Source organism: Pseudomonas sp. M2(2023), assembly GCF_030263955.1.
Lineage (GTDB): Bacteria > Pseudomonadota > Gammaproteobacteria > Pseudomonadales > Pseudomonadaceae > Aquipseudomonas > Aquipseudomonas asiatica.
The window spans coordinates 4,886,181-4,910,718 of sequence record NZ_CP127114.1 but is presented as its reverse complement, the minus strand read 5'-3'; the positions used below and the strand labels follow the sequence as shown (position 1 = coordinate 4,910,718).

Here is a 24,538-nt window from a genome sequence, read left to right as displayed (position 1 = left end):
GTAGGGGAGGTTTTAGGAAGGGTCCTACAATGGATAGGGATTTGGACTACAGCGCTTTTTGATGACGGTGCGGGAATCGGTTAGGGCTGACATGCGCCCCCCACCACATGTTTAGTCATTAATGTCACTTTGACTGACTCACAGGGAGTGCTTCACTGGGGCTCTCAAGCTACCCGGATCCAGGAGCCCCCGATGAACCTGCACCAGTACGCTGAAACCCACGAAGTCACCAACCAGCCACCGCCCCTCGACGGTGCCAATCTTTACCGCCTCGACCTGCCGCTACAGGAATGGTCGCGGCGTTTCGGTGCGGGTTGGGCCGAATCGCGGATCGATGCCTACGGGGCACTGGCCGGCGGCCCGCTGATGCAGGCGGGCTTCCTGGCCAATGCGCACAAGCCGGAGTTCAGCAGCCACGACCGCTACGGCCATCGCATCGACTTGGTCGAGTTCCACCCCGCCTACCACGAACTGATGCGCACCGCCGTCGAGCACGGCCTGCCGTCGCTGCCATGGGCCGAACCCCGCCCAGGCGCCCATGTGGCGCGGGCTTCGATGACCTACCTTCACAGCCAGGCCGAGGCCGGTACCGGCTGCCCGCTGACCATGACCTTCGCCGCCGTGCCCGCGCTGCGGCTGCAACCCGAACTGGCCGAATACTGGCTGCCGAAAATCCTCGCCTGCGAGTACGACCCGCGTAACGTCGGCGACCGTCACAAGGCCGGTGTCACCCTGGGCATGGCCATGACCGAGAAGCAGGGTGGCACCGATGTACGCGCCAACACCACCCGGGCTTATCCGGTCGGCGCCGCGGGCCCGGGGCAGCCCTACGAGCTGATCGGCCACAAGTGGTTCTGCTCGGCGCCGATGTGCGATGCCTTCCTGACCCTGGCCCAGACCGAAAAAGGCCTGAGCTGCTTCCTGCTGCCGCGTCACCGTCCGGATGACAGCCGTAACCAGTTCTATATCCAGCGCCTGAAGAACAAGCTGGGCAACAGTTCCAACGCCTCCAGCGAGGTGGAGTTCCGCGGTGCCCTGGCGTGGATGGTCGGGGAAGAAGGGCGGGGCGTGCCGACCATCATCGAAATGGTGGCCATGACCCGCTTCGACTGCATGGTCGGCTCCAGCGCCTTGATGCGCCAGGCGCTGACCCAGGCGACCCACCATTGCGCGCACCGCAAGGTCGGCGGGCGGCTGCTGAGCGAGCAGCCGTTGATGCAGAACGTGCTGGCCGACCTGGCGTTGGAAAGCGAGGCCGCGCTGGCCCTGAGCCTGCGCATGGGGCAGGCGCTGGAGCAGCTGGAAGACCCGCAGCAGGCGCATTTCGCCCGGCTGGTCACGGCGGTGGGCAAGTACTGGATCTGCAAGCGCGCGCCGGCCATGATCAACGAGGCCGCCGAGTGCCTGGGCGGGGCGGGTTATGTGGAAGACAGCATCCTGCCACGGCTGTACCGCGAAGCGCCGGTCAACTCGACCTGGGAAGGTTCGGGCAATGTGCAATGCCTGGACGTACTGCGGGCCTTGTCCAAGGAGCCGGGCGTGCTCGATGCGCTGTTCGCCGAGCTGGGCGATGGGCACGGGGACCCGCGCCTGGCGGCGCACATCGGCAACCTCAAGGGGGCGTTTGCCGACACTGGCGACATGCAGTACCGCGCGCGGCAGCTGACCGAGGATATTGCCCTGGCGCTGCAGGCCAAGCTGCTGCTGGAGGCGGGCAATGCGGTGGTCAGTGATGCGTTTATCGACAGCCGCTTGACGGGGGGCGGGCGCGTGTACGGGGCGTTGCCGCGGGGTGTGGATGTGGAGGCATTGGTGGCCAGGGCTACGCCAGCCTGGGCGAACTGAGCTGGCTTCTTCGCGGGCCCGCCCGCTCCCACAGGTACTGCGTCGTACTTGAGGGCAGTGAAGATCCTGTGGGAGCGGGCGTGCCCGCGAATGGATGCAACACCGATCAATGGGGGTGTATTTAGCCAAGAAGGCAGGCAAGATGGTTCACATGCATGTCCAGACAGGAAGCACAGTGTGAGCCAAGCTTTTGTAGTCGTTGATACCCCCGAACAGGCCGTCGACCGTCTGGCGGCCCTGCATGACCAGGCCACCGGGGCCCTTAGCCAGGCCCTCAAGCGTTACCTGAAGGACCGTACCGAGCCGGGCGCCGAAGAGCGCGACCTGTTCCGCTACCCGGCGCTGCGCCTGACCTATTACAGCCATGGTGAAGTCGCCGCCACCACGCGGGCCTACGCCAAGGTTCAGGTGGCAGGTACCTACAGCGTCACCATCACCCAGCCGGCTGCTTTTCGTGGCTACCTGCTGGAGCAACTGCGCCCGCTGATGCACGACTACACCGTCACGGTAGAGGTCGGCGTCAGTGAACAGAACATCCCTTACCCCTACGTGGTCGACCAGGGCGACGAACTGGCCGGCAGCGGCATCACCGCCGCGCAGCTGGCGCGGGTGTTCCCCAGCACCGACCTGTCGGCTGCGACCGACAACATCGCCGACGGCCTGTATGACTGGGGCAGTGCCGAGACTCTGCCGCTGGCGCTGTTCGATGCCGCGCGGGTCGACTTCTCGCTGCGCCGCCTGGTGCACTACACCGGCAGCGACTGGCGCCATGTACAGCCGTGGATCCTGCTGACCAACTACCATCGCTATGTTGACCAGTTCATCAGCCACGGCCTCGACCAATTGCGTGACGACCCTCGCTTCGTGCGCATGGTCCTGCCAGGCAATGTGGTGATCGAAAAGGGCATGGACCACGGTGAAACCCAGGCCCTGGTGGCCAGCGTGGTCTGGCACCGTTACCAGATGCCGGCTTATCACCTGATCGCCGCCGACGGCGACGGCGTCACGCTGGTCAACATCGGTGTCGGCCCGTCCAATGCCAAGAACATCACCGACCACCTGGCCGTGCTGCGCCCGCACTGCTGGCTGATGATCGGCCACTGCGGCGGCCTGCGGCAGTCGCAGACTATTGGCGATTATGTGCTGGCACACGCCTACATGCGCCGTGACGGTATTCTCGACCGGGTAGTGCCGCCGAACATTCCGATTCCGGCCCTGGCTGAGGTGCAGTTGGCCTTGCAGGAAGCCGCTGCGCAGGTCACCGGCGAGCGTGGTGAACAGCTGAAGAAGCGCCTGCGCACCGGCACTGTGCTGACCTACGACGACCGCAACTGGGAGCTGCGCTGGGCCCAGGAGCGGCCGCTGATCAACCTCTCGCGTGCCGTGGCGGTGGACATGGAAAGCGGTACGATTGCCGCCCAGGGTTACCGCTTGCGCGTGCCGTACGGCACCTTGCTGTGTGTGTCCGACAAGCCGCTGCACAGCGAGATCAAACTGCCGGGTTCGGCCAACGCCTTCTATAACCGGGCGGTCAGCCAGCATCTGAAGATCGGCATTGCCGCCCTCGACCTGCTGCGCACCGAGCTCAACTCGCTGCACTCGCGTAAACTGCGCAGCTTTGATGAGCCGCCGTTCCGCTGAGGATCCATGTCACTGCCACCCCGTTCCAAGCCGCGCCGCCCCCAGGCGCGGCCTGCCACCGGCCCGCGTCGCCAGCCCAAGGCGCCACCGGCCGAGCCGCGCCTGATCCTGTTCAACAAACCGTTCGACGTGCTGACCCAGTTCAGCGACGGCGACGGGCGCGCGACGCTCAAGGACTACATCGACATCCCCGGTGTGTACCCGGCCGGGCGGCTGGACCGCGATAGTGAAGGCCTGTTGCTGCTAACCAACGATGGCGGCCTGCAGGCGCGCATTGCCGACCCGAAGCACAAGCTGGCCAAGACTTATTGGGTTCAGGTGGAGGGGGAGCCGAGCGAGGAGCAGTTGCGGCGCTTGCGCGATGGCGTGGAACTGAACGATGGGCCGACCTTGCCGGCCGAGGCGCGGCGCCTGGACGAGCCGGCGCTGTGGCCGCGCAACCCGCCGGTGCGTTTTCGCAAGAGCGTGCCGACCAGCTGGCTGGAGCTGGTGATTCGCGAAGGGCGTAACCGCCAGGTGCGGCGGATGACGGCTGCGGTGGGGTTGCCGACCTTGCGCCTGGTGCGGGTGCGGATTGGCGACTGGGCGCTGGATGGGTTGGAGCAGGGGTGCTGGCGCGAAGTGGCCGCCAAGCTTTAGTCCAGTTCAAGGGCCATTCGCGGGCACGCCCGCTCCCACAGGTATAGTGCAGCCCTCAAGTGCAGCGCCAGACCTGTGGGAGCGGGCGTGCCCGCGAATGGCCTTGAATTTTCTACACCCCTTCGAGAAACCCCACCACCACGCTCTTGATGATAAAGGCCAACACCCCCAGCCCCAGCACGAAGAACAGGATCAGCGTCCCGAACCGCCCGGCCTTGGACTTTTTCGCCAGGTCCCAGACGATGAAACCCATGAAACCGATCAGCACGGTGACCAGGATGATCATCATCCACTCTTCGAATACGGCGGGATCCATCGGTGTTCTCCAGGCGGGTTGAGCGTCCGATTATACGCCTGCTGGCGCAGGCAATTAACGCAGGTGGGTCAAGGGCAGCTCGGTGCTGGCCAGCACCTGGTTCAGCACGAAGCTCGAACGCACGCTGGTGACGCCTTCAATGCGGGTCAGGCTGCCTAGCAGCAGTTTCTGGTAGTGGTCCATGTCGGGCACAACCACCTTCAGCTGGTAGTCGGCATCCATGCCGGTGACCAGGCTGCATTCAAGCACCTGTGGCAGGTTGCGGATGGCCGCCTCGAAGGTTTCGAAACGCTCCGGGGTGTGGCGGTCCATGCCGATCAGCACATAGGCAGTCAGGCTCAGGCCCAGCTTCTTGCGGTCGAGCAGGGCTACCTGGCGCGAGATGTAGCCATCGTCCTCCAGTTGCTTGACCCGACGCGAGCATGGCGAAGGCGACAAGCCGATGCGTTCGGCCAGTTCCTGGTTGGAAATGCGCGCATCGCGCTGCAATTCGGCGAGGATACTCAGGTCGTAGCGGTCAAGTTTGCTCATGGGTTATGCCTTTTCTGTTCAGATTGCGATGAATTATCAATCCAGGGTGAAAAATTGCGCAAGTGCTATTTATCTGAGCAATCTTCGCAATCATCTGTCGCATCCTGTCCGGTATCTTTATCCACAGAATCACTGCCCGGACATCAGTCCACGGCGACGCGCCCTAGGCGGGCGGTCGCGGCCAGCCATCCAACAGGATCTGCAGGCCCCCGGGCTACACACCTTCCAGAAGACGGTGTGAGGTGAGCCGGCGCCACAAGTGCCGAGCACGGACGACAATTCCTGAAGGGAGGCCCAGCGGCCTCCCTTTTTTCATGTCCGGAAATTTAATTGGCCTGCGTGACAGGCGCGGTAGACTGGCTGTGGTTGCCGTATTTTCTACCGAGAGGAACAGCATGAAGTCGCGCATCTGGCAGTTGGCAGGTGTTGGTGTGTTGGGGGTGAGCATCAGTCTCGGGGCCATGGCCGAAGGGCCGGGCGAGGGGGCGCCGGGCCGCTCGCTCAATTCGCGTGACGAAGTGCAGCAGACCCAGCCGCCACGGCAGGGCTATTACCAGGATATTCCCCGCCGCCATGGCGACAACCGCCACTGGGAAGCCGGTGGCCCGGGGCAACGGCCTGGCGGTGACTGGCAGGGGCGCCCTGATGGTCATGGCAATGGCTGGGGGCCGGGGCCGCATTATCGCCCGGGGTACACCATCGATCATTTCCCGGACCGCTACTGGAAAGTGCCCTACCGTGGGGATGACTATTTCTACTCCGGTGGTTACTGGTATCGCCCCCATGGTGGCCGTTATGTCGTGGTGAGCCCGCCCTACGGCGTGCGGGTCGACTACCTGCCGCCTTATGCGCGGGAAGTCTGGTTGGGCGGGGCGCTGTTCTTCCTGGTGGCCGATACCTATTACCAGTACCTGGCCGACAGCCGCGAGTACGTGGTGGTCAATCCGCCGCTAGCCGCGCCCGCACCTGTAAGTGGTCGGTATGATGTGGTGGCCTACCCCATGTATGGGCAAGGGCAGGAACAGCAGGACCAGGACCGTTACCAGTGCCACCGTTGGGCGGTGAGCCAGTCAGGGTTCGACCCGGCGACGGCGACTTATGCGCCGCCGGCCAATGTGGCGGACAACTACCGGCGGGCGCTGGGCGCGTGCTTCAGTGGCCGAGGCTACAGCATCAACTAAAGCAAGACATGCGGTGCATGGCACCGGCTGTGCCGGTGTTCGCGGGTAAACCCGCTCCTACAGTTACGCTCACTGATTCACACCGGATCCGCATGCACCATCACATCCGCCTGTGGATAACGCTGGCGGATCACCTTCGAGGCCTCCACGCACAAGGCATGCGCCTCATGCAGCGGCAACTGCCCCGGCATCTCCAGATGCAACTGCACGAACCACTGGTTGCCCGACACCCGTGTACGCAGGTCGTGCACGCCTTTGACCCCGGGAATGGCCAGCACCAGCGCAGCCATGGCCTCGCCGACATCGCCGGGCAGTTCCTGATCCATCAGGATGGCCGTGCTTTCCCGGGCGATCTGCAGCGCGCTCCAAAGGATATAGACAGCGATGCCCAGGCCGAACAGCGCATCCAGTTGCGGCCAGCCAAAGCGTGCCAGCAGCAGGGCCAGCAGGATGCTGCCGTTGAGCAGCAGGTCCGAGCGGTAGTGCAGGGAGTCGGCCCGCACCGCCGTGGAGCCGGTCAGGCGGATGACCTTGTGTTGCAGTGCCAACAGCGCAAGGGTCAGCACCAGCGACAGCAGCATTACCCCGATACCGACGGCGGTATCGCCCAAGGGTTGCGGGGTGTGCAGGCGTTCAACCGCCTGCACACCGATCAGCACCGCACTGACCCCGATGAACAGCGCCTGCGCCATACCGGCCAGGGCTTCGGCCTTGCCATGGCCGAATCGGTGGTCGTCGTCGGCCGGGCGCAGGGCATAGTGCACGGCGAGCAGGTTGAGGAACGAGGCAACGGCATCCAGTGCCGAGTCGGTCAGCCCGGCCAGCAGGCTGACCGAGCCGCTCAGCCACCAGGCCAGCGCCTTGCTCAGGACCAGGATACTGGCCACCGCCAGCGATGCGCGCGTGGCCAGGCGTAACAGGCGCTGGTGTTCAGCCGGGGTGGTCATCATCCGTGGGTAGTGTCCTTGTGCTTCAGGCTTCAGGCTTCAGGCTGCAGGCACCAGGCCCAGGCTGGCCAACTGCTCGATGCTGCCGCGATGCTGGATCAGCCGTGGGTCGTTCAGCGGCAGGCGCTGGCCCAGTTCGCTTTCCAGAATGGCCTGCAACTTCAGGTTGTCGACCTTGCCATCGGGGCTCACGGCTTCACGCAGCTTGACCGGGTCAACCTGGGCGGATCGCCCGCCTGAGTAATAGATGGCGCCCGTGGCAAAGTCGATACCGAAGGCGATCAGCCCCGGGATCACGTAGAACAGGATGCCGATGGCATCCATTGCGGCAACCACTGGGTCGATCTTGCCGCCGATCTGGCCGCGCCGTTCCGGGTAGAGAATGGTGCCGCAGGCGGTCAGTTGGGTCAGCAAGGTGACGATGAGGGCGCCACCAATGACGCGGGTTGGGATGCGCATGTAAATCTCCGAAAAGGTATCCAGCAGGGCAAGCGAAGCGCCTGCACCTGAAGCTAAGACCATGATAGAGCAGGGTGGGTTCGCCGTTATACTCGCGGGACTGTTCGAGGACCACCATGATTTCATTACCGATCGATGCTGTCTTGCCCGCCCTGCGCCAGGCCCTGGATAACCGTGACGAAGCGGTGCTCGAGGCGCCACCTGGTGCGGGCAAGACCACCCGCGTGCCGCTGGCGCTGCTCAACGAGCCGTGGCTGGCCGGGCAGAGCATTCTAATGCTCGAGCCCCGCCGCCTGGCAGCGCGGGCTGCGGCCGAGCGCCTGGCCAGCGAACTGGGCGAAAAGGTCGGCGAGACCGTTGGCTATCGCATCCGCCTGGACAGCAAGGTCGGGCCGAAAACCCGCATCGAGGTAGTGACCGAAGGCATCCTCACCCGCCGCCTGCAGGCCGACCCGGCGCTGGAGGGTGTGGGGCTGGTGATCTTCGACGAATTTCACGAGCGCAGCCTTGATGCCGACCTGGCCTTGGCATTGAGCCTGAATGGCCGGGAATTGCTGCGGGACGATCCGCCGCTGAAGGTTTTGCTGATGTCCGCGACCCTGGAGGGCGAGCGACTTTCGCGGCTGCTGAATGATGCCCCGGTGGTAAGCAGCGAAGGCCGCATGCACCCCGTCGACATCCGTTGGGGGCGGCCTTTCCAGGCGGGTGAGTTCATCGAGCCTCGGGTAGTGGACAGCGTGTTGCAGGCACTGGCTGACCAGACCGGCAGTTTGCTGGTATTCCTGCCGGGTCAGGCCGAGATCCGCCGGGTTCACCAGAGCCTGCAGGAAGCGTTGGGCGAGCGTCCCGAGGTCCTGCTCTGCCCGCTGCATGGCGAGCTCGATCTCGACGCCCAACGTGCGGCCATCGACCCGGCGCCCAAGGGCCTGCGCAAGGTGGTGCTGGCCACAAACATTGCCGAGACCAGCCTGACCATCGACGGCGTGCGCGTGGTGATCGACACAGGCCTGGCCCGGGTACCGCGTTTCGACCCCGGCAGCGGCATGACTCGTCTGGACACCCAACGTATCTCTCGCGCCAGTGCCACTCAGCGCGCTGGCCGTGCTGGCCGCCTGGAGCCCGGCGTGTGCTATCGCCTGTGGTCCGAGGCCCAGCATGACCAGCTGGCCGCACACGGCAGCGCCGAGATCCTGCAGGCCGACCTGGCCGGCCTGGCCCTGCAACTGGCACGCTGGGGCGTTACGCCCGAGCAGCTGCGCTGGCTCGACCAGCCCCCCACTGCTGCCTTCACCCAGGCCCAGGACCTGCTGGCACGGCTCAATGCCTTCAAGCCCGGCAGCCGTGACAACCTCAGCGAACACGGCCTGGCCATGGCCGAGCTGCCCGCGCATCCACGTATTGCGCATTTGCTGTTGCGCGGCCAGGCCCTGGGCCTGGCACAGATGGCCTGTGATGTGGCTGCGCTGCTGGGCGAGCGGGATATCCAGCGCGGCGGTGGCGCCGACTTGCACAGCCGGCTGGCGCTGGTCAGTGGCGAGAGCAGGGCCGCCCGTGGCAGCCACGGTGGTGTGCAGCGTGCGCGCCAATTGGCCCGCCAGTACCGTGGTCTGCTGCGTGGCAAACCAGGCGCGCCGGTTGTGGACCCTGATCACCCGCGCTGGCTGGGCGCGCTGCTGGCGCTGGCCTATCCCGACCGCGTCGCTCAGCAGCGCCGCGAAGGGGGGGCGGAATATCGGCTGGCGAACGGCCGGGCGGCGCTGTTTGCCGAAGTCGATGCACTGATGAAGTGCCCGTGGCTGGTGATCGCCGACCTGGGCAGCCGCCAGGGCCAGCGCGAAGAACGCATCTATCTGGCCGCCGAGTTCGATCCGGCGCTGTTCGAGGGCGTGCTGGCCGAACAGGTCGAGCGAGTCGATATTCTTGATTGGGACGAGCGTGAGCAGGTGCTGCGTGCCGAACGCCAGACCAAGGTCGGCGAGCTGGTGCTGGGTCGTGAACCGTTACCCAACCTGGATGACGATGCCCGCGCCAAAGCGTTGCTTGGCCTGGTGCGGCGCAAGGGCCTGAACCTGTTGACCTGGACCCCGGAACTTCGCCAATGGCAAGCGCGGGTGGCGCTGTTACGTCAGCTTGATCTGGACAAAGAGGGGCAAAGCGAATGGCCTGACCTGGGGGACGAAGCGCTGCTCGCGACCCTGGAAGACTGGCTGCAGCCATACTTGGGCAAGGTCTCGCGGCTGAGCCATTTCGCCGCCCTGGATGTGTCCTCGATCTTGCGCAATCTGCTGCCTTGGCCATTGCCCCAGCGCCTGGAAGAATGGGCACCGGCGCATCTGGCGGTGCCCTCCGGCTCGAACATTCGCCTGGACTACAGTGAAAACCCACCGATTCTCGCCGTGCGTCTGCAGGAACTCTTCGGCCTTGCCGATACTCCGCGTATTGCCCAAGGCCGTCAGCAAGTGAAGTTGCATTTGTTGTCACCGGCACGGCGGCCGGTACAAGTGACCCAGGATCTGGCCAACTTCTGGCGCACGACGTATACCGAGGTTAAGAAGGATTTGAAAGGGCGTTATCCCAAGCACTATTGGCCGGATGACCCCTTGGTGGCCGATGCGACCGCGCGGGCGAAGCCGCGCGGCACTTGAATGTGACGCAGAGCGGTAGCCAGATCGGTTGCCTTGTTCAGAGGGTTAGAGATCTGGCTGTCTTCATGAATCATGTGATTCGGCCAAAGAAAATTTGTGAAGGCTAAGAAGCCCAAATATATGTGCGCTTCATCGATGTGCTCCCTATGAATTAATATTTCGTCAGGTCGAAGGTGACGATCTGACCTTTCTTGACATTCAGCGGGGCTAACGTTTCTTGGTACTCGTCTCGTTTGTAGTCAATGGCGCCCACGCTCTGCCCGCTTTGGTCTCGCAGATGACAGATGAGAGATCCATTGAGCAGGTGCAGCGGCTCGATCACCCAGTAATCGGTGACTTCGGCATACTTGTAGAAGCCGAGGTAGCCATTGCGGCTGACACCCAACTTCTTGTCTGGTTGTCCCCAAAGGTGGATGTGATAATGCAGGCGATCTTCGGTTTTGGAGATATAACGGAACTCCAACAGTGGCGGCAGCGTGCGTCCGCCCAATATTAACCAATCATCCCCAGGGGAGAAATCAAAGAAACTATCATCAGTTTTGTCGCCACTACGACTAAGCCGAGTATTGGCATAACTATCGTCGAGGCGCATTAAAAGCCGGCCTCGAAACGATTCGGCATATTGAGTGCTGATTGTTTGCTCCATGACGTTTTCCTCTAATGGCATTGAAGGTGTGTTTACACTAATGCCACCGTCGGGCGTGCGAGCAGAATGAAGATTTTCCCAGACGCCTCAAGCCCCGGCTTCACCTTCCAGCAGCATGAACAGGCGATACAGCACCACGGTACTGAACAGCTGCAGGAAGCCGCTCAGGCTGTCCATGGCCAGTTGGGCACCCGCTGCGGGTTCGGGAAAAGCCATCAGCAATAGCCCGTCGATCAGCCAGATCGGTGCCAGCACCCCCAGCACGCAGATCATGATGCGCATGAAGTGTCCTGTGGTCATGCGTGCGCTCTCGCGCATCGACTGCACCACCGGCAGGCCGCGCAGTACCAGCAGGTACTCGGCGAACACCAGGTTGATCATGATCCACACGCCCGGGAAGATGAACAGCGCCAGGCCGGCCATGATCAGCAGCGAGCTGATCAGGATCAGCAGGGCCAGCTGCGGCCACAGTTGCACGGCGCGGGCGAACAGGTCTCGCTTGGCGATTTCCTGGCCGTTGCTGCGGGTGTCGAGGTACAAGATCAGCGCGGCGCTGTACAGCGGGTAGAACAGCAGGCTGATCAGCATGCCGTAGGCCGGCGATGCCTGGTCGCCCATCTGCCGGTACAGCAGCTGGGTGAGCAAGGCTTCCAGCACCACCAGCGGCAGGCACAGCTGGAGGATGTTCGGCAGGTGGCGGCGGAAGAAGTACAGGGAGTCGCGCAGGACGCTCAGCGGGTTCATCGGTCTACATCGCATGGCAGTAAAAACAGGGGCATAACTTTAGCCCAAAGCAGGCCTGGGGCTGTCACTTGCTGAAAAAAGTTTCACGCCGCCGGTGATTGAATCCCACGCCTGTACGCCCCATCTTTGACGCTGTCCGTTGTCCGCTACCCCACGAGGTCGCCCCATGAATACTGAAGAACAAACCCTGATCGACGGCCTGTTCGGCCGCCTCAAGCAAGCCGAAGACCCGAGCCAGCCACGTGATGCGCAGGCCCAGGCATGCATCGAGGAACATGTGCGTCAGCAGCCGGCGGCGCCTTATTACATGGCCCAGGCGATCCTGGTGCAGGAGGCTGCGATCAAGCGCCTCGACGAGCAGAACAAGCAACTGGAAGCCGAACTGAAGCAGGCCCGTGCCCAGGCCGAGGCCGCCCGTGCCGGCAGCGCGCCGAGCAATGGCGGTGGTGGTTTCCTGTCCAGCATCTTTGGTTCGTCTGGGCGCAATGCGGCCCCGGCCGTGCAACCGCAGCGTCCCGCTGCAGCCCCCGTGGCATCTGGCGGTGGCTGGCGTGAGCCGTTGGCGCCGGGCTTTTCCCAGCCGCAAGTGCAGCAGCCTGGCTTCGGTGCTGCGCCGGCACGCAGTGGTGCCAGCAGCTTCCTCGGCGGTGCGATGCAGACTGCGGCCGGTGTGGCGGGTGGTGTGTTGCTGGCGCAGGGCATCAGCAGCCTGTTCAACCACAACTCGCAGCCGGAGGAGGTGGTAGAGGTGATCAAGGAAGAGCCGGCGCCTGCCAGCGACAGCGGAGGCTGGAACGACTCGGGGGCGCAGCAGCAGGTGGCTGACAACAGTGGTTGGGGCAGCGACCAGGGTGGTTATGCCGACAGCGATTATGGCAGCGATGATGGCGGGTTCTTCTCGGACGACGATTCGTACGTCTGACAGGTCTGGCATACTGCTGGCAATTTTAGGGGCGCTTTGCGCCCCTTTCGCGACGCAAGGCCGCTCCTGCAAGGGTACGCGAACCCCTGTAGGAGCGGCCTTGTGTCGCGAAAGGGCTGCAAGGCAGCCCCCAGCATTCCAGGCCGACCAAGGGGTTCCAAGGTGAAAAAGATCGCGCTGTTCGCCGATGTGCAGAACCTCTACTACACCGTGCGCCAGGCCCACGGCTGCCATTTCAACTACACCGCCCTGTGGGCCGATGTCAGCCGCGAAGGCCAGATCGTCGAGGCCGTGGCCTATGCCATCGACCGGGGCGACAGCAAGCAGCAGCAGTTCCAGCAGATCCTGCGCAATCTCGGTTTCGATGTGCGCCTCAAGCCCTTCATCCAGCGCAGCGATGGCTCGGCCAAAGGTGACTGGGATGTGGGTATTACCCTGGATGTGATCGACGCCGCCAGCCGCGTCGACCAAGTGGTACTGGCCTCCGGCGACGGCGATTTCGATCTGCTGCTGGAGCGGGTGATACAGCGCCATGGCACCGAGGCAGTGGTGTATGGTGTGCCCGGGCTTACCGCACTGTCGCTGATCCGTGCCGCCACCCGTTATGTGCCCATCGAGGGTGCGCTGTTGCTAAAACACTGAGATTTTTCATGGAACGTATCGCTGTCATCGACTTTGAAACCACCGGCATCAGCCCCGGCGCCGGCTGCCGCGCCACTGAGGTGGCGGTGGTGATGCTGGAGGGCGGGCGCATCGTCGAGCGCTATCAGAGCTTGATGAACGCGGGCGTGCCGGTACCGGCCTTCGTCGCCGGGCTCACTGGCATCACCACCGCCATGCTGCGCAGTGCGCCGCCGGTGGACAAGGTGATGAACGAAGTGGCCGAGTTCGTTGGTGGTACCCCGCTGCTGGCACACAATGCCGCCTTCGACCAGAAGTTTTGGGACTACGAACTGAGCCGCATCGGCCGTAGCCGCAGCCAGGCCTTCGCCTGTTCCCTGCTGCTGTCACGGCGCCTTTTGCCGGCGGCACCGAACCACAAGCTGGGCACCTTGACCCGCTGGGCCGGGCTGCCGGATACCGGTACCGCGCACCGTGCCATGGCCGATGCCGAAATGGCCGCCAACCTGCTGCAACACTTGGCTGGCGTGCTGCGCCAGAGCCACGGTGTACAGCAGCTTTCGCACGACCTGCTCTGCCGCCTGCAGAAAACCCCGGCCGCCAAGGTTCGTGAAGCTCTGGCCAGGTACTGTTAGGGCTTCTTCTCCAGTTGCCCCAGCGGTACCCGCCGCTCCACAGCGCTTGAGAGAATGATCGAGGTCTTGCTGAAGCCGAACTGCGCGACCCGGTTGATCAGCTCTTCCAGCTCCGGCATCGAACCCACCGCTGCCTGCATGATGACGCAGGGGTCGCCGGTTACCCGATGGCATTCGGTCAATTGGGGGATCTGGGTCAACGCTTCGTAGGCCTGCTGGTTGCCGTGGCTGGCCAGGCGCAGTTCGATCACGCACTGGATCGGCAGGCCGATCTTGCTCATGTCGACCTTGGCCTGGTAGCCGGTGATAACCCCGCTGGCCTCGAGCTTGGCCACCCGCTCGGCCACCGCCGGCGCCGACAGGTTCACCTGGCGCGCCAGTTGCGCGAAGGTGGCGCGGCCATTGTCGAGCAGGGCGGCGAGCAGCATGCGGTCGTACTTGTCCATGGGTTATTCCTGCCTGGTTTCGATTCGATTGAAAAGCATCCGAATAACCATGCAATGCAAAGTGTTCGGGTAATTTAAAGCTGTTTTGTAACTTAAGTTTACACGATGGCCTTTCTAAACTAAGCCACCCGTAAACGGATTTCGAGTGTTTCCCATGCCTGCCTCCCGTCGCTTCCCGTTGTTGCTCATTGGCGCTTTCCTGGCCTTGTACCTGGTCTGGGGCTCCACCTACCTGTTCATTCGCATAGGCGTCGAGAGCTGGCCACCGATGCTCATGGCCGGGGTGCGCTTCCTGATTGCCGGGGGCCTGCTGTATGGCTTCTTGCGCTGGCGCGGTGTGCCGGCACCGACCTGGCCGCAGTGGCGGGCTGCGGGGGCGATCGGTTTCCTGCTGCTCAGCTGTGGTAACGGCGGCGTGACCGTGGCCGAGCATGCCGGTGTGGCCTCTGGCGTCGCTGCGCTGGCGGTGGCGACGGTGCCGCTGTTCACGTTGCTGTTCGGCCTGCTGTTCGGGCACCGCAATTCGAAGCTGGAGTGGGCGGGGATCGCCCTCGGGTTGGTGGGTATCGGCCTGCTGAACCTGGGCTCCAACCTTCAGGCAAGCCCGATTGGCGCGGCGCTGATCATCTTTGCGGCGGCGTCGTGGGCGTTCGGCTCGGTGTGGAGCAAGACCTTGCCGCTGCCCCAGGGGCCCATGGCCAGCGCCGCGGAAATGCTCGTTGGTGGCGCTGTGTTGCTGCTCGGCAGCGCGCTGTCTGGCGAGCGCATGACGCAGATGCCGACCGCTGCCGGCTGGGGGGCACTGGCCTACCTGGTGTTCTTCGGTTCGATCCTGGCGTTCAGTGCCTACATGTACTTGCTCAAGCACGTGCGCCCCGCAGCTGCCACCAGCTATGCCTACGTCAACCCGGCGGTGGCCGTGCTGCTGGGCATCGTCTTTGCCGGTGAGCAGATTGGTGCCGAAGAATGTGTGGCCATGGCGGTGATCATCGGCGCGGTGGTGCTGATCGGCCTGCCGCAGTGGCGCAAGGCACCTGAGCCGTCGCAGCCGTTGAAAGGCGAAATCTGCAAGTAGGCAGGGGTGATGCGGTAAACTTGCCGCCTTCGCTGAACCCCCTGACGGTATTGCCATGAATTTCGCCAAACTCGGCCTGATCGAACCGCTGCTGCGCACCCTGCAGCAACTGGACTACACCACCCCGACCCCGGTGCAGGCCAAGGCCATCCCCGCTGTGCTGGCCGGCCGCGACCTGATGGCCGCGGCCCAGACCGGCACCGGCAAGACCGCGGGCTTTGCCCTGCCTGTGCTGCAGCGCCTGGCGCTGGAAGGCGAAAAGGTGGCCAGCAACTCGATCCGCGCGCTGGTGCTGGTGCCCACTCGTGAGTTGGCCGAGCAGGTGCACAACAATGTGCGCGAGTATGCCGAGAACCTGCCGCTGAGCACCTACGCGGTGTATGGCGGGGTCAGCATCAACCCGCAGATGATGCGCCTGCGCCGTGGCGTCGACCTGCTGGTGGCCACCCCGGGGCGCTTGCTCGACCTGTTCCGGCAGAACGCCGTGAAGTTCAACCAGGTGCAGACCCTGGTGCTGGACGAAGCCGACCGCATGCTCGACCTGGGCTTTGCCGAAGAGCTGCAGTCGGTGTACGCCGCGCTGCCACGCAAGCGCCAGACGTTGCTGTTCTCCGCCACTTTTTCCGACCAGATCCGCATGCTGGCGGGGCTAGCCCTGAACGACCCGCTGAGCATCGAAGTCAGCCCGCGCAATGCCACGGCCACCAGCGTCAAGCAGTGGCTGGTGCCTGTGGATAAAAAACGCAAGGTCGACCTGTTCTGCCACCTGCTGCGCAAGCAGCGCTGGAAGCAGGTGCTGGTGTTCGCCAAGACCCGTAATGGCGTCGATCAACTGGTGGAGCGCTTGCTGGCCGAGGGTGTGAATGCCGACGGTATCCACGGTGACCGCCCGCAGGCCACTCGCCAGCGCGCGCTGGACAGCTTCAAGGCCCGCGAAATCCAGGTGCTGGTGGCGACCGATGTGGCGGCCCGCGGCCTGGATATCGATGACTTGCCGCTGGTGGTCAACCTTGACCTGCCGATCGTTGCTGAGGATTACGTGCACCGCATCGGGCGTACCGGGCGGGCGGGCAACAAGGGCGAGGCTATCTCGCTGGTGTGTGCCGATGAAGTGCAGCTGCTGGCGGCGATCGAAGTGCTGACGCGGCAGACCCTGCCGCGTCATGAAGAGCCGGACTTCATCCCTGACCACCGGGTGCCGATGACCGACGCCAGTGGCCAGGTGATCAAGAAGCCGAAGAAGCCCAAGAAGCCGAAGGAAAACAGCGCCAAGCGCGGCTTGGGGCGCTGGATGGACAGCGCTGAATCAGGCAGTGCGGAGCCGGCGGTGAAGGCAGTGCGCAAGGTGCCGAGCTTCAATGGTGGGGCGCGCAAGCGTAAGCCGTAGATTTGCAGTGTACGCGGACTCTGTGGGAGCGGGTTTACCCGCGAAGAATGCGACTCGGTGCATGGCACGGGCTTCGCCCGTGTTCGCGGGTAAACCCGCTCCCACAGGGGACAGTGTCAACCTTTGGATTTAAGCCAATCCGCCGCCGCCCGCCCGGCGCGCAAGCCGCTGGCAAAGCACGCTGTCAGCAGATACCCCCCAGTCGGCGCCTCCCAGTCCAGCATCTCGCCTGCACAGAACACCCCCGGCATGCCCTTGACCATCAAGCCTTCATCCAGCCCCTCGAAACGCACCCCACCCGCGCTGCTGATCGCTTCATCCAGCGGCCGCGTGCGCACCAGCGTGATCGGCAATGCCTTGATCGCCCTCGCCAAGGCCCCAGGATCGGCAAAGGTCGCCTGATCGGTCAGCTCGCGCAGCAGCGCAGCCTTGACCCCATCGATACCCAGCTGGCTGTGCAGGTGCTTGGCCATGGAGCGCGAACCCCGTGGTTTGGCCAGCGCCTGGGCAATCTTGTCCACAGGCTTGTCCGGCAACAGGTCGAGCAGCAACACCCCGTGGCCCTCACGGTTGATGGCCTCGCGCACCGGCGCTGACCATGCATACACCAGGCTGCCTTCCACACCCTGCGCGGTGAGGATGAACTCGCCCTTGCGCGGCACGCTGCCAGGAACGCTAAGGGCAATGTTCTTCAACGGCGCACCGGCGAACTTGTCCTTGAGCAGCGGGCTCCAGCCTGCCACTTCAAAACCACAGTTGCTGGGCTGCAAGGGCGAGATATCCACAGCCCGTTCGGCGAGCAGCGGCTGCCAACTACCGTCCGAGCCTAGTCGCGCCCAGCTGCCGCCACCCAGCGCCAGCACCACCACGGCGGCCTTCACCAGCCTCTCGCCTTGTGGATAAGCAATCCGCAATGCACCTTCGGCATTCCAGCCCAGCCAGCGGTGACGGGTGTGGATAACTACTCCGTTGTCGCGCAGTCGCTTGAGCCAGGCGCGCAGCAGTGGCGCGGCTTTCATGTCGGTGGGGAACACCCGGCCCGAGGTGCCGACGAAGGTTTCGATGCCCAGGCCGTGAATCCACTGGCGCAAGGCGTCGGCATCGAAGTCGTGCAGCAGCGCGGCGATTTCGCCCTGGCGCTCGGCATACCGGCTGACGAACGCCGGGTAGGGCTCGGAATGGGTGATGTTCATGCCACCGACACCCGCCAGCAGGAACTTGCGACCCACCGAAGGCATGGCATCGAACACCTCGACCGCCAGGCCCGCCTGGGCCAGTGCTTCGGCGGCCATCAGGCCGGCTGGGCCGCCGCCGATGACGACTGCGAGGGGAGGGGAGGCGGGGCTCAGATCAGGCATGGTGGGAAGCAGGCTGTGGAAAAGAGGCGCATTCTAGCGCAGCGCGGCCTGTGGAAGCACTGCTCAAAAAATGATCAGAGCTTTGCAGGCCTTGCCTGTAAAGGGCTGCAGCGCCTTTCCCGCAGGTTATCCACAAGCGGTTCCACAGTCATTGTGAACAACCGATTACGCGTGCCGCACTGTGATGAAGGATGCCATGGCGCCTGGCCAGGGCTGCGCGGTCCTTGCTGTAGCCACCGCCGATCACGCCCACCACCGGGATGTCGCGGCCCAGGCAGTGGCGCAGCACCGCTTCGTCACGGGCGGCAACGCCTGCATCGGTCAGTTGCAGATAGCCCAGGGCGTCGTCCTTGTGCACATCGACCCCGGCGTCGTACAGCACCAGGTCGGGTCGATAGAGTGGCAGCAGGTAGTTGAGGGCGTCGTCCACCACCTTCAGGTAGGCCATGTCGCCCATGCCACGGGGCAGGGGGATGTCCCAATCGCTTTGCGCCTTGCGCGCCGGGAAGTTCTGTTCGCAGTGCAGCGACACGGTGATGGCGTCTGGTGTGTCGTGCAGGATGCACGCGGTGCCGTCACCCTGATGCACATCGCAGTCGAAGATCAGCACCCGGTGTACCCGGCCAGCCTCCAGCAGGTAGCGGCTGATCACGGCCAGGTCGTTGAAGATGCAGAAGCCGGCAGGATGGTCGTAATGGGCGTGGTGGGTGCCGCCGGCAAGGTGGCAGGCGATGCCTTGCTGCAGCGCCATCTCGGCGCTCAGCAGCGAGCCGCCTACGGCGCGCACGGTACGCCGGGCCAGGGCCTCGCTCCAGGGCAGGCCGAGGCGGCGCTGGTCCTCGCGTGACAGGTCACCGTTCATGTAGCGCTCGATGTAGCTGCGGTCGTGGGCCAGGGCGAGGATGTCGTTGGGGCAGATGTCCGGGCGCAGCAGGGCTTGGTCGGTGGTCAGCCCGCTGTCGATCAAGTGGTCGTGCAGCAGGCGGAACTTGTCCATGGGGAAGCGGTGTTCGGCAGGGAACTCCGGGCTGTAGTCTTCGTGGTAGATCAGCGGCAACGGCATGGGTGGGGTCGCAATCGGGGCCAGTGCTGATCTTGCCATGGCTGGAGACTGCTGTGGGAGAACCTGCCAGGCATCAATCTCCTGGCCAGCACCGGCCTTTGTAGGAGCGGCCTCGCGTCGCGAAAGGGCTGCGCAGCAGCCCCGGGGTATCAGCGCAAATGCACAAATTGCCGGGCCTGCTACGCAGCCCTTTCGCGACGCAAGGCCGCTCCTACAGGGCGTGTATGCCACGAGGGGCGTTATTTCGTGGTACTGGCCAGCACCCGTTGCCAGTCCGGCTCGTTCAGGCGGCCGAGGATGCGTGTTTTGCCATTGCCATCCACCGAAACGAACAGCGCACTGGCATAGCCGCTCTCACGCTCACCCCCCGCAACTTTCTGCTGGCGGGCAAAATGGTCGATGCAGCCGTTGTGGGTCACCAGTACCAGGTTATGCCCCGGTCGTTTGTGTGCCAGCGCTTCGCTGGCGAACTGGCTGTCACAGCTTTCCAGCCAGCCCTCACTGGCCACCGCCTGGCCAAGGATGAAATGCGCGGTTTGCCGTGTGCGCAGTTTCGGGCTGCTGAGCATATCGGCGTTGTTAAGGCCCAACTGGTGCATCCCTTGGCCAACACGCCCGGCAGCCTGGCTGCCGGCCACCGTTATGCCGGTGGGGTCGTCCAGGCACGGGCCGGGGGCGCTGTCGCAGCGCTCGGCGTGGCGGATCATCACGATCACCGCACCGTCGGCCCAGTCCTGCAGCAGGCCGCTGTCACTCAATTGCCGTTCGTTGCCAAGGTCCACGATATGCGTCCTCGTCGCCAGCCAGGTGCTCAACGCCGCCACGACCATGCACAGGCCAAGGGCGGCACCGAGGGCTTTGCGGGTCAGGCGTCGCTTGCGCCGGGCGTGGATGGTAGGGTGTCCAAGGGTGTTGCTCGATAGCATGCGTTGCTCCGTTGGCATGGTCGCGGCTGGCGCGGCGGTGTTGGCTGGCATCCTGCCAACTGGCCTGTCGGGCGGCGGTGAAGGGCGTGTGAAAATTGCATTCGGGCGCGCCGGTTGGGTGAAACCTGCACCCGCGCCTACGCTGTAAACTGCAAGACGGTAAAACCGGAGCACGCCCGATGACCCCTATCCTGCAACTGGAAAGCGCGCGGCTGGTACTGCGCCAATGGCACGACGACGACCTGCGCGAGTTCGCCGCCCTGTGTGCCGACCCGCAGGTGATGCGCTACTTCCCGGCGCCGCTGACACGCCTGGAGGCAGCCGCGCTGATCGGCCGCGTGCGCGGGCATTTCAATGAGTACGGCTTTGGTCTGTGGGCTCTGGAGCGCAAGGACAGTGGTGCCTTCATCGGCATGACCGGGTTGCTGCACGTGGGCTTCGATGCCGATTTTGCGCCGGCGGTGGAGATCGGCTGGCGCCTGGCACGCCGCCACTGGGGCCTGGGTTTCGCCAGCGAGGCGGCGTGGACATGCCTGCGCTGTGCTTTCGCCCAATTGCGCCTGGAGGAAGTGGTGTCGTTCACTAGCGAGAGCAACCTGCCCTCGCAGAAGGTCATGCAGGCCATCGGTATGCAGCAGGACCTGAATGGCAGTTTCGAACACCCGCGCCTGCCCGTGGGCCATCCGCTGCGCCCGCATGTGCTGTACCGCATCGACCGCGCTCACTGGGAGCGTACCCTGCGCGCCTGAATGCATGGCAATGCCCGGCGCGAATGACAAACCCTGTATCATTTCCCTAATGGAGGGCGCTTGCCGCAAGATGTTCAGCGCCTATGAGATCGAGCGCCGCCTGGGCGGCGCATCGCGAGCAAGACTCGCTCCTACGGAGAACCCCCGATGAGTCATGTGTTGGACGACCTGGTCGACCTGTTGAGCCTCGAGTCCATCGAGGAGAACCTGTTCCGTGGACGCAGCCAGGACCTGGGCTTTCGCCAGCTTTACGGCGGGCAGGTACTGGGCCAATCGTTGTCGGCGGCCAGCCAGACGGTCGAGGATGCACGCCATGTGCATTCGTTGCACGGCTACTTCCTGCGCCCTGGCGATGCCAGCCTGCCGGTGGTGTATTCGGTGGACCGCGTGCGCGATGGTGGCAGCTTCAGCACCCGGCGGGTGACGGCTATTCAGAAGGGCCAGCCAATCTTCACCTGCAGCGCCTCGTTCCAGTACGACGAGGAAGGCTTCGAGCACCAGGCGCAGATGCCCGATGTGGTCGGCCCGGAGAACCTGCCCACTGAAGTCGAGCTGGCCCGGGCCATGGCTGACCAGTTGCCCGAGCGCATTCGCGACAAGGTGCTGTGCGCCAAGCCGATCGAGATTCGCCCGGTCACCGAGCGCGACCCATTCAACCCCCAGGCTGGCGACCCGGTGAAGTACGCCTGGTTCCGCGCCGACGGCAACCTGCCTGATATCCCCGCCCTGCACAAATACCTGCTGGCCTACGCCTCGGACTTCGGCCTGCTGACCACTTCGTTGCTGCCCCATGGCAAATCGGTGTGGCAGCGTGACATGCAGATCGCCAGCCTCGACCATTCGCTGTGGTTCCATGGCAACCTGCGTGCCGACGAGTGGCTGCTGTATGCCACCGACAGCCCCTGGGCGGGCAATGCCCGTGGCTTCTGCCGCGGCAGCATTTTCAACCAGGCCGGGCAACTGGTGGCGTCGTCGTGCCAGGAAGGCCTGATTCGCCACCGCAAGGACTGGGCATGAGCCTGGGCGAGGTGCGCAACTGGGTGTTCGACATGGACGGCACCCTGACCGTGGCCGTGCACGATTTTGCCGCCATCCGCGTAGCGCTGGATATCCCGGCCGAGCACGACATCCTCACCCACCTGGCAGCCTTGCCGGCGGACGAGGCGGCGGCCAAGCATGCCTGGCTGCTGGAGCACGAGCGTGACCTGGCGATTGCCTCCACGGCGGCCACCGGGGCGGTGGAACTGGTGCGCGAACTGGCCCAGCGTGGTTGCCGGCTGGGCATTCTGACCCGCAATGCCCGTGAGTTGGCGCATGTGACGCTGGAGGCCATCGGCCTGGCGGACTGCTTCCCGGTGGAGCACATTCTGGGGCGTGACGAAGCGGCGCCCAAGCCAAGCCCGGATGGGCTGCTGAAGATTGCCAATGCCTGGGGTGTGACACCGGGTGAGCTGGTGATGGTGGGGGATTACCGGTTTGATTTGGACTGTGGGCGTGCCGCAGGGGCGCGCACGGTGCTGGTGAACCTGCCGGACAATCCGTGGCCGGAACTGGTGGATTGGCATGCGGCCGATTGCCGGGCATTGAAGGTGATGCTGGGCTGAGTTTTTGTGTCGCCTGTGCGGGCCTCTTCGCGGGTAAACCCGCTCCCACAGGGACCGCGCCGAGCTCAAGTCCAGCACTCAACCTGTGGGAGCGGGTTCACCCGCGAAGAGGCCGGACCTGTCTATGCTGAACCCCAATCTATTCCCTGAACGGAGACCTACCCATGACCAGCAAGGCCATCTACGTAAAACCCGGCGGCGGCTACGACAAGGTCGAGGTCGGTACCAGCGAGGCTCTCGCACCCCAGGCCGGTGAAATCACCGTGCGCCTGCACGCCAGCTCTCTCAACTACCACGATTTCGCCGTTGTCAGCGGCATGTGGGGCCCGAGCGAGCGGCGCATCCCCATGGCCGATGGCGCTGGCGAAGTGGTCGCGGTGGGTAGCGGCGTCACCGAGTTCCAGGTCGGTGACAATGTGGTCAGTACCTTCTTCCCCGACTGGCTCGACGGCCAGGCAAATGTGGAAGGCTTCGCCAAGGTGCCCGGCGACGGTATCGATGGTTACGCCCGTGAACAGGTCACTGCTCGTGCCAGTGCCTTCACCTTGGCGCCCAAGGGCTTCAGCCATGCCGAAGCTTCCACTCTGACCACGGCCGGTCTCACGGCCTGGCGCGCGCTGATGTGCGACGACCACCTCAAACCCGGCGATACGGTGCTGGTGCAGGGCACCGGCGGTGTATCGATCTTCGCCCTGCAGTTTGCCAAGCTGGCCGGCGCGACGGTGATCGCTACCTCGTCCAGCGACGCCAAGCTGGAGCGCCTGAAGGCCCTGGGTGCCGACCACCTGATCAACTACAAGAGCACTCCGGCGTGGGGTGAGAAAGTGCGCGAGCTGACCGGCAACCGCGGCGTCGACCATGTGATCGAAGTGGGTGGCCCGGCGACGCTGGAGCAATCGATGATCGCCGCGCGCATTGGTGGGCATGTGTCGTTGATCGGCATCCTCACCGGCGTGGCCGGGCAGTTGCCGCTGGTGCAGGCGCTGGTGCGGCAGATACGCCTGCAAGGCGTGCTGGTGGGCAGCCGCGCCCAGCAGCAGGCGATGGTGCGGGCGATCGATGCCAACGGCCTGCGGCCGGTGGTGGACAAGCATTTCGAGCTGGAGCAGATCGTCGAGGCGTTCCGTTATCAGGAGAGCAACCGGCATTTCGGCAAGATCTGCCTGACCTGGTAATGGCTGGGGGCCGCGTAGCGGTCCCTAGTCCGGCAACAACCGGTCGCGGCTATTGGACAGGTGCAGGCACACCGCCGCCCGCGCCGCGTCCGGGTCCTGCCGGCGGATGGCATTGAGGATCGCATCATGCTCGAGGTTGGCCAGGTACGCCTGCCGCGCCAGCTTCGCCCCGCTGCGTTCGGCCAGAGCCATGCGGTTGCGCGGTATCAGGCCGTTGCCCAGCTGCAACAGCATTTCAGTGAAGTACAGGTTGCCAGTGGCCTCGGCAATCAGCAGGTGAAAGCGCCGGTCGGCCTCGATACAGCTGTCGCCGGCGGCGGCCAGGTCCTGGTAGTCATCCAGCGCCTGGCGCATGCGCCTCAGGTGCCCCTCGTCACGGCGTAGCGCGGCCAAGGCGGCGGCCTGGCCTTCGAGGCCGATGCGCAGCTCCAGCAGGTCGCGCACATTCGCCGCGCTTTCCGCAGCGATGCGCAGGCCGGCCTGGGCCTGGCGCTCCATCACGAACGTACCGATACCGTGGCGTGGCTCAACCAGCCCCGAGGCCTGCAATTTCGACAGGGCCTCGCGGACCACGGTGCGGCTGACCCCATGCTCGCGCACCAGGCTGTTTTCCGAGGGCAACTTGTCGCCTGGCTTGAAGGTACCCAGCAAGATCTGTTGGGTCAGGCTGGAGACCAGGTCATGGGCACGGCTGTGGCCGCGTTTGTGGGCTTGTTCGGTGGCCATGGTGTGATCCGATTGTTGTTGTGCTTGTACGACAAGTTAATCGATATAAATATTTTTTGCCGATTTTTCCGGTGGTCAAGTCAGCGAGTAGTTTGTCTATTTTTGCAAGATGGACGCATATAGGCTTTGAGGTAGCTTGTATTTTGTGATTTTACCGATGTTGCTGATCTTGTCGTACAACTGCGCTGCGCATATGCTCCTCCCCACTGCCATGTCAGACAACCTCGACCCGCACAAAAACAATTAGTGGGAGATCC

At 64.2% G+C, this 24,538-nt stretch carries 25 protein-coding genes; 14 read left to right on the top strand and 11 right to left on the bottom strand.

Features of this window, described 5'->3' with window-relative positions:
• The first annotated feature begins 192 nt into the window (after window positions 1-192).
• The 3 genes from QN085_RS22575 to QN085_RS22565 all read left to right on the top strand — a co-directional run bounded on the left by QN085_RS22575 (window position 193) and on the right by QN085_RS22565 (window position 4,125).
• On the top strand, window positions 193-1,845 hold the full coding sequence (locus QN085_RS22575) for an acyl-CoA dehydrogenase family protein (RefSeq protein ID WP_041506370.1): 1,653 nt from the start codon (window positions 193-195) through the stop codon (window positions 1,843-1,845).
• Window positions 1,846-2,022: 177 nt separating this feature from the next.
• Window positions 2,023-3,486 (top strand): AMP nucleosidase, encoded by a 1,464-nt coding sequence (gene amn / locus QN085_RS22570; protein ID WP_015271928.1) that lies wholly within the window; start codon window positions 2,023-2,025, stop codon window positions 3,484-3,486.
• Between the two features lie 6 nt (window positions 3,487-3,492).
• A complete protein-coding gene (locus QN085_RS22565) occupies window positions 3,493-4,125 on the top strand; it encodes a pseudouridine synthase (protein WP_013974332.1) in 633 nt (210 codons plus the stop codon).
• A gap of 112 nt (window positions 4,126-4,237) precedes the next feature.
• Here QN085_RS22565 and QN085_RS22560 read toward each other — a convergent pair whose 3' ends face one another.
• Both QN085_RS22560 and QN085_RS22555 read right to left on the bottom strand, forming a co-directional pair.
• Window positions 4,238-4,441 carry a DUF2788 domain-containing protein gene (locus QN085_RS22560; protein WP_013974331.1) on the bottom strand — a complete coding sequence of 68 codons (204 nt, stop codon included), beginning with the start codon at window positions 4,439-4,441 and terminating at the stop codon, window positions 4,238-4,240.
• 54 nt (window positions 4,442-4,495) lie between these two features.
• Window positions 4,496-4,972, bottom strand: a complete 477-nt coding sequence (locus tag QN085_RS22555; protein WP_003249795.1) for an Lrp/AsnC family transcriptional regulator — start codon at window positions 4,970-4,972, stop codon at window positions 4,496-4,498.
• Between the two features lie 395 nt (window positions 4,973-5,367).
• On the opposite strand from QN085_RS22555, the gene QN085_RS22550 reads away from it, so the two are divergent.
• Window positions 5,368-6,153 (top strand): DUF6515 family protein, encoded by a 786-nt coding sequence (locus QN085_RS22550; RefSeq protein WP_023662474.1) that lies wholly within the window; start codon window positions 5,368-5,370, stop codon window positions 6,151-6,153.
• 77 nt (window positions 6,154-6,230) lie between these two features.
• Here QN085_RS22550 and QN085_RS22545 read toward each other — a convergent pair whose 3' ends face one another.
• Together QN085_RS22545 and pmcY are read right to left on the bottom strand one after the other, a co-directional pair.
• Entirely contained in the window at window positions 6,231-7,103 is an 873-nt protein-coding gene (locus QN085_RS22545; RefSeq protein ID WP_013974329.1) for a cation diffusion facilitator family transporter, read from the bottom strand.
• A gap of 36 nt (window positions 7,104-7,139) precedes the next feature.
• Complete coding sequence (gene pmcY, locus QN085_RS22540; protein ID WP_013974328.1) at window positions 7,140-7,559, bottom strand: periplasmic Zn2+ metallochaperone PmcY; 420 nt, start codon at window positions 7,557-7,559, stop codon at window positions 7,140-7,142.
• A gap of 116 nt (window positions 7,560-7,675) precedes the next feature.
• Here pmcY and hrpB point away from each other — a divergent pair, with 116 nt between their 5' ends.
• Window positions 7,676-10,204, top strand: coding sequence for an ATP-dependent helicase HrpB (gene hrpB / locus QN085_RS22535; protein WP_041506371.1), 2,529 nt, complete (start codon window positions 7,676-7,678; stop codon window positions 10,202-10,204).
• 151 nt (window positions 10,205-10,355) lie between these two features.
• Here the strand turns inward: hrpB and QN085_RS22530 are convergent, their stop codons facing one another.
• Complete coding sequence (locus tag QN085_RS22530; RefSeq protein ID WP_023662659.1) at window positions 10,356-10,850, bottom strand: hypothetical protein; 495 nt, start codon at window positions 10,848-10,850, stop codon at window positions 10,356-10,358.
• A gap of 87 nt (window positions 10,851-10,937) precedes the next feature.
• Window positions 10,938-11,594, bottom strand: a complete 657-nt coding sequence (locus QN085_RS22525) for a YciC family protein (protein ID WP_013974325.1) — start codon at window positions 11,592-11,594, stop codon at window positions 10,938-10,940.
• A 166-nt stretch (window positions 11,595-11,760) separates the two neighbouring features.
• Between QN085_RS22525 and QN085_RS22520 the strand changes: the two genes are divergently transcribed.
• The 3 genes from QN085_RS22520 to QN085_RS22510 all read left to right on the top strand — a co-directional run bounded on the left by QN085_RS22520 (window position 11,761) and on the right by QN085_RS22510 (window position 13,772).
• The gene (locus QN085_RS22520; protein WP_013974324.1) at window positions 11,761-12,516 is read left to right on the top strand and encodes a DUF2076 domain-containing protein; all 756 of its coding nucleotides are present in this window, start codon (window positions 11,761-11,763) and stop codon (window positions 12,514-12,516) included.
• 162 nt (window positions 12,517-12,678) lie between these two features.
• Window positions 12,679-13,158 carry a LabA-like NYN domain-containing protein gene (locus tag QN085_RS22515; protein WP_004576858.1) on the top strand — a complete coding sequence of 160 codons (480 nt, stop codon included), beginning with the start codon at window positions 12,679-12,681 and terminating at the stop codon, window positions 13,156-13,158.
• Window positions 13,159-13,166: 8 nt separating this feature from the next.
• On the top strand, window positions 13,167-13,772 hold the full coding sequence (locus tag QN085_RS22510) for a 3'-5' exonuclease (protein WP_013974323.1): 606 nt from the start codon (window positions 13,167-13,169) through the stop codon (window positions 13,770-13,772).
• Here the strand turns inward: QN085_RS22510 and QN085_RS22505 are convergent.
• The gene (locus tag QN085_RS22505; RefSeq protein ID WP_013974322.1) at window positions 13,769-14,218 is read right to left on the bottom strand and encodes an Lrp/AsnC family transcriptional regulator; all 450 of its coding nucleotides are present in this window, start codon (window positions 14,216-14,218) and stop codon (window positions 13,769-13,771) included. The genes QN085_RS22510 and QN085_RS22505 overlap by 4 nt on opposite strands.
• 154 nt (window positions 14,219-14,372) lie before the next feature.
• Here QN085_RS22505 and yedA point away from each other — a divergent pair, with 154 nt between their 5' ends.
• Together yedA and rhlE1 are read left to right on the top strand one after the other, a co-directional pair.
• The gene (gene yedA, locus QN085_RS22500; RefSeq protein ID WP_013974321.1) at window positions 14,373-15,293 is read left to right on the top strand and encodes a drug/metabolite exporter YedA; all 921 of its coding nucleotides are present in this window, start codon (window positions 14,373-14,375) and stop codon (window positions 15,291-15,293) included.
• A 55-nt stretch (window positions 15,294-15,348) separates the two neighbouring features.
• Window positions 15,349-16,680, top strand: coding sequence for an RNA helicase RhlE1 (gene rhlE1, locus QN085_RS22495; protein WP_013974320.1), 1,332 nt, complete (start codon window positions 15,349-15,351; stop codon window positions 16,678-16,680).
• A gap of 116 nt (window positions 16,681-16,796) precedes the next feature.
• Here the strand turns inward: rhlE1 and QN085_RS22490 are convergent, their stop codons facing one another.
• The 3 genes from QN085_RS22490 to pmrG form a co-directional block, all read right to left on the bottom strand.
• Window positions 16,797-18,038, bottom strand: a complete 1,242-nt coding sequence (locus tag QN085_RS22490) for a TIGR03862 family flavoprotein (RefSeq protein WP_023662019.1) — start codon at window positions 18,036-18,038, stop codon at window positions 16,797-16,799.
• Between the two features lie 148 nt (window positions 18,039-18,186).
• On the bottom strand, window positions 18,187-19,101 hold the full coding sequence (locus tag QN085_RS22485; RefSeq protein ID WP_041506372.1) for a histone deacetylase family protein: 915 nt from the start codon (window positions 19,099-19,101) through the stop codon (window positions 18,187-18,189).
• A gap of 239 nt (window positions 19,102-19,340) precedes the next feature.
• Window positions 19,341-20,027, bottom strand: coding sequence for a lipopolysaccharide core heptose(II)-phosphate phosphatase PmrG (pmrG, locus tag QN085_RS22480; RefSeq protein ID WP_013974317.1), 687 nt, complete (start codon window positions 20,025-20,027; stop codon window positions 19,341-19,343).
• A gap of 179 nt (window positions 20,028-20,206) precedes the next feature.
• Here pmrG and QN085_RS22475 point away from each other — a divergent pair, with 179 nt between their 5' ends.
• The 4 genes from QN085_RS22475 to QN085_RS22460 all read left to right on the top strand — a co-directional run bounded on the left by QN085_RS22475 (window position 20,207) and on the right by QN085_RS22460 (window position 23,555).
• Window positions 20,207-20,776: a GNAT family N-acetyltransferase gene (locus QN085_RS22475; protein WP_013974316.1), complete on the top strand. Its 570-nt coding sequence runs from the start codon at window positions 20,207-20,209 to the stop codon at window positions 20,774-20,776.
• Window positions 20,777-20,923: 147 nt separating this feature from the next.
• A complete protein-coding gene (gene tesB, locus QN085_RS22470; protein ID WP_015271912.1) occupies window positions 20,924-21,793 on the top strand; it encodes an acyl-CoA thioesterase II in 870 nt (289 codons plus the stop codon).
• Window positions 21,790-22,380: an HAD family hydrolase gene (locus QN085_RS22465; protein ID WP_013974314.1), complete on the top strand. Its 591-nt coding sequence runs from the start codon at window positions 21,790-21,792 to the stop codon at window positions 22,378-22,380. Before tesB ends, QN085_RS22465 begins: the two co-directional genes overlap by 4 nt.
• A 164-nt stretch (window positions 22,381-22,544) precedes the next feature.
• Window positions 22,545-23,555 carry a zinc-dependent alcohol dehydrogenase family protein gene (locus QN085_RS22460; protein WP_013974313.1) on the top strand — a complete coding sequence of 337 codons (1,011 nt, stop codon included), beginning with the start codon at window positions 22,545-22,547 and terminating at the stop codon, window positions 23,553-23,555.
• A 24-nt stretch (window positions 23,556-23,579) separates the two neighbouring features.
• On the opposite strand, the gene QN085_RS22455 is transcribed toward QN085_RS22460, so the two are convergent.
• Window positions 23,580-24,281: a FadR/GntR family transcriptional regulator gene (locus QN085_RS22455; RefSeq protein WP_013974312.1), complete on the bottom strand. Its 702-nt coding sequence runs from the start codon at window positions 24,279-24,281 to the stop codon at window positions 23,580-23,582.
• Between the last annotated feature and the right edge of the window lie 257 nt (window positions 24,282-24,538).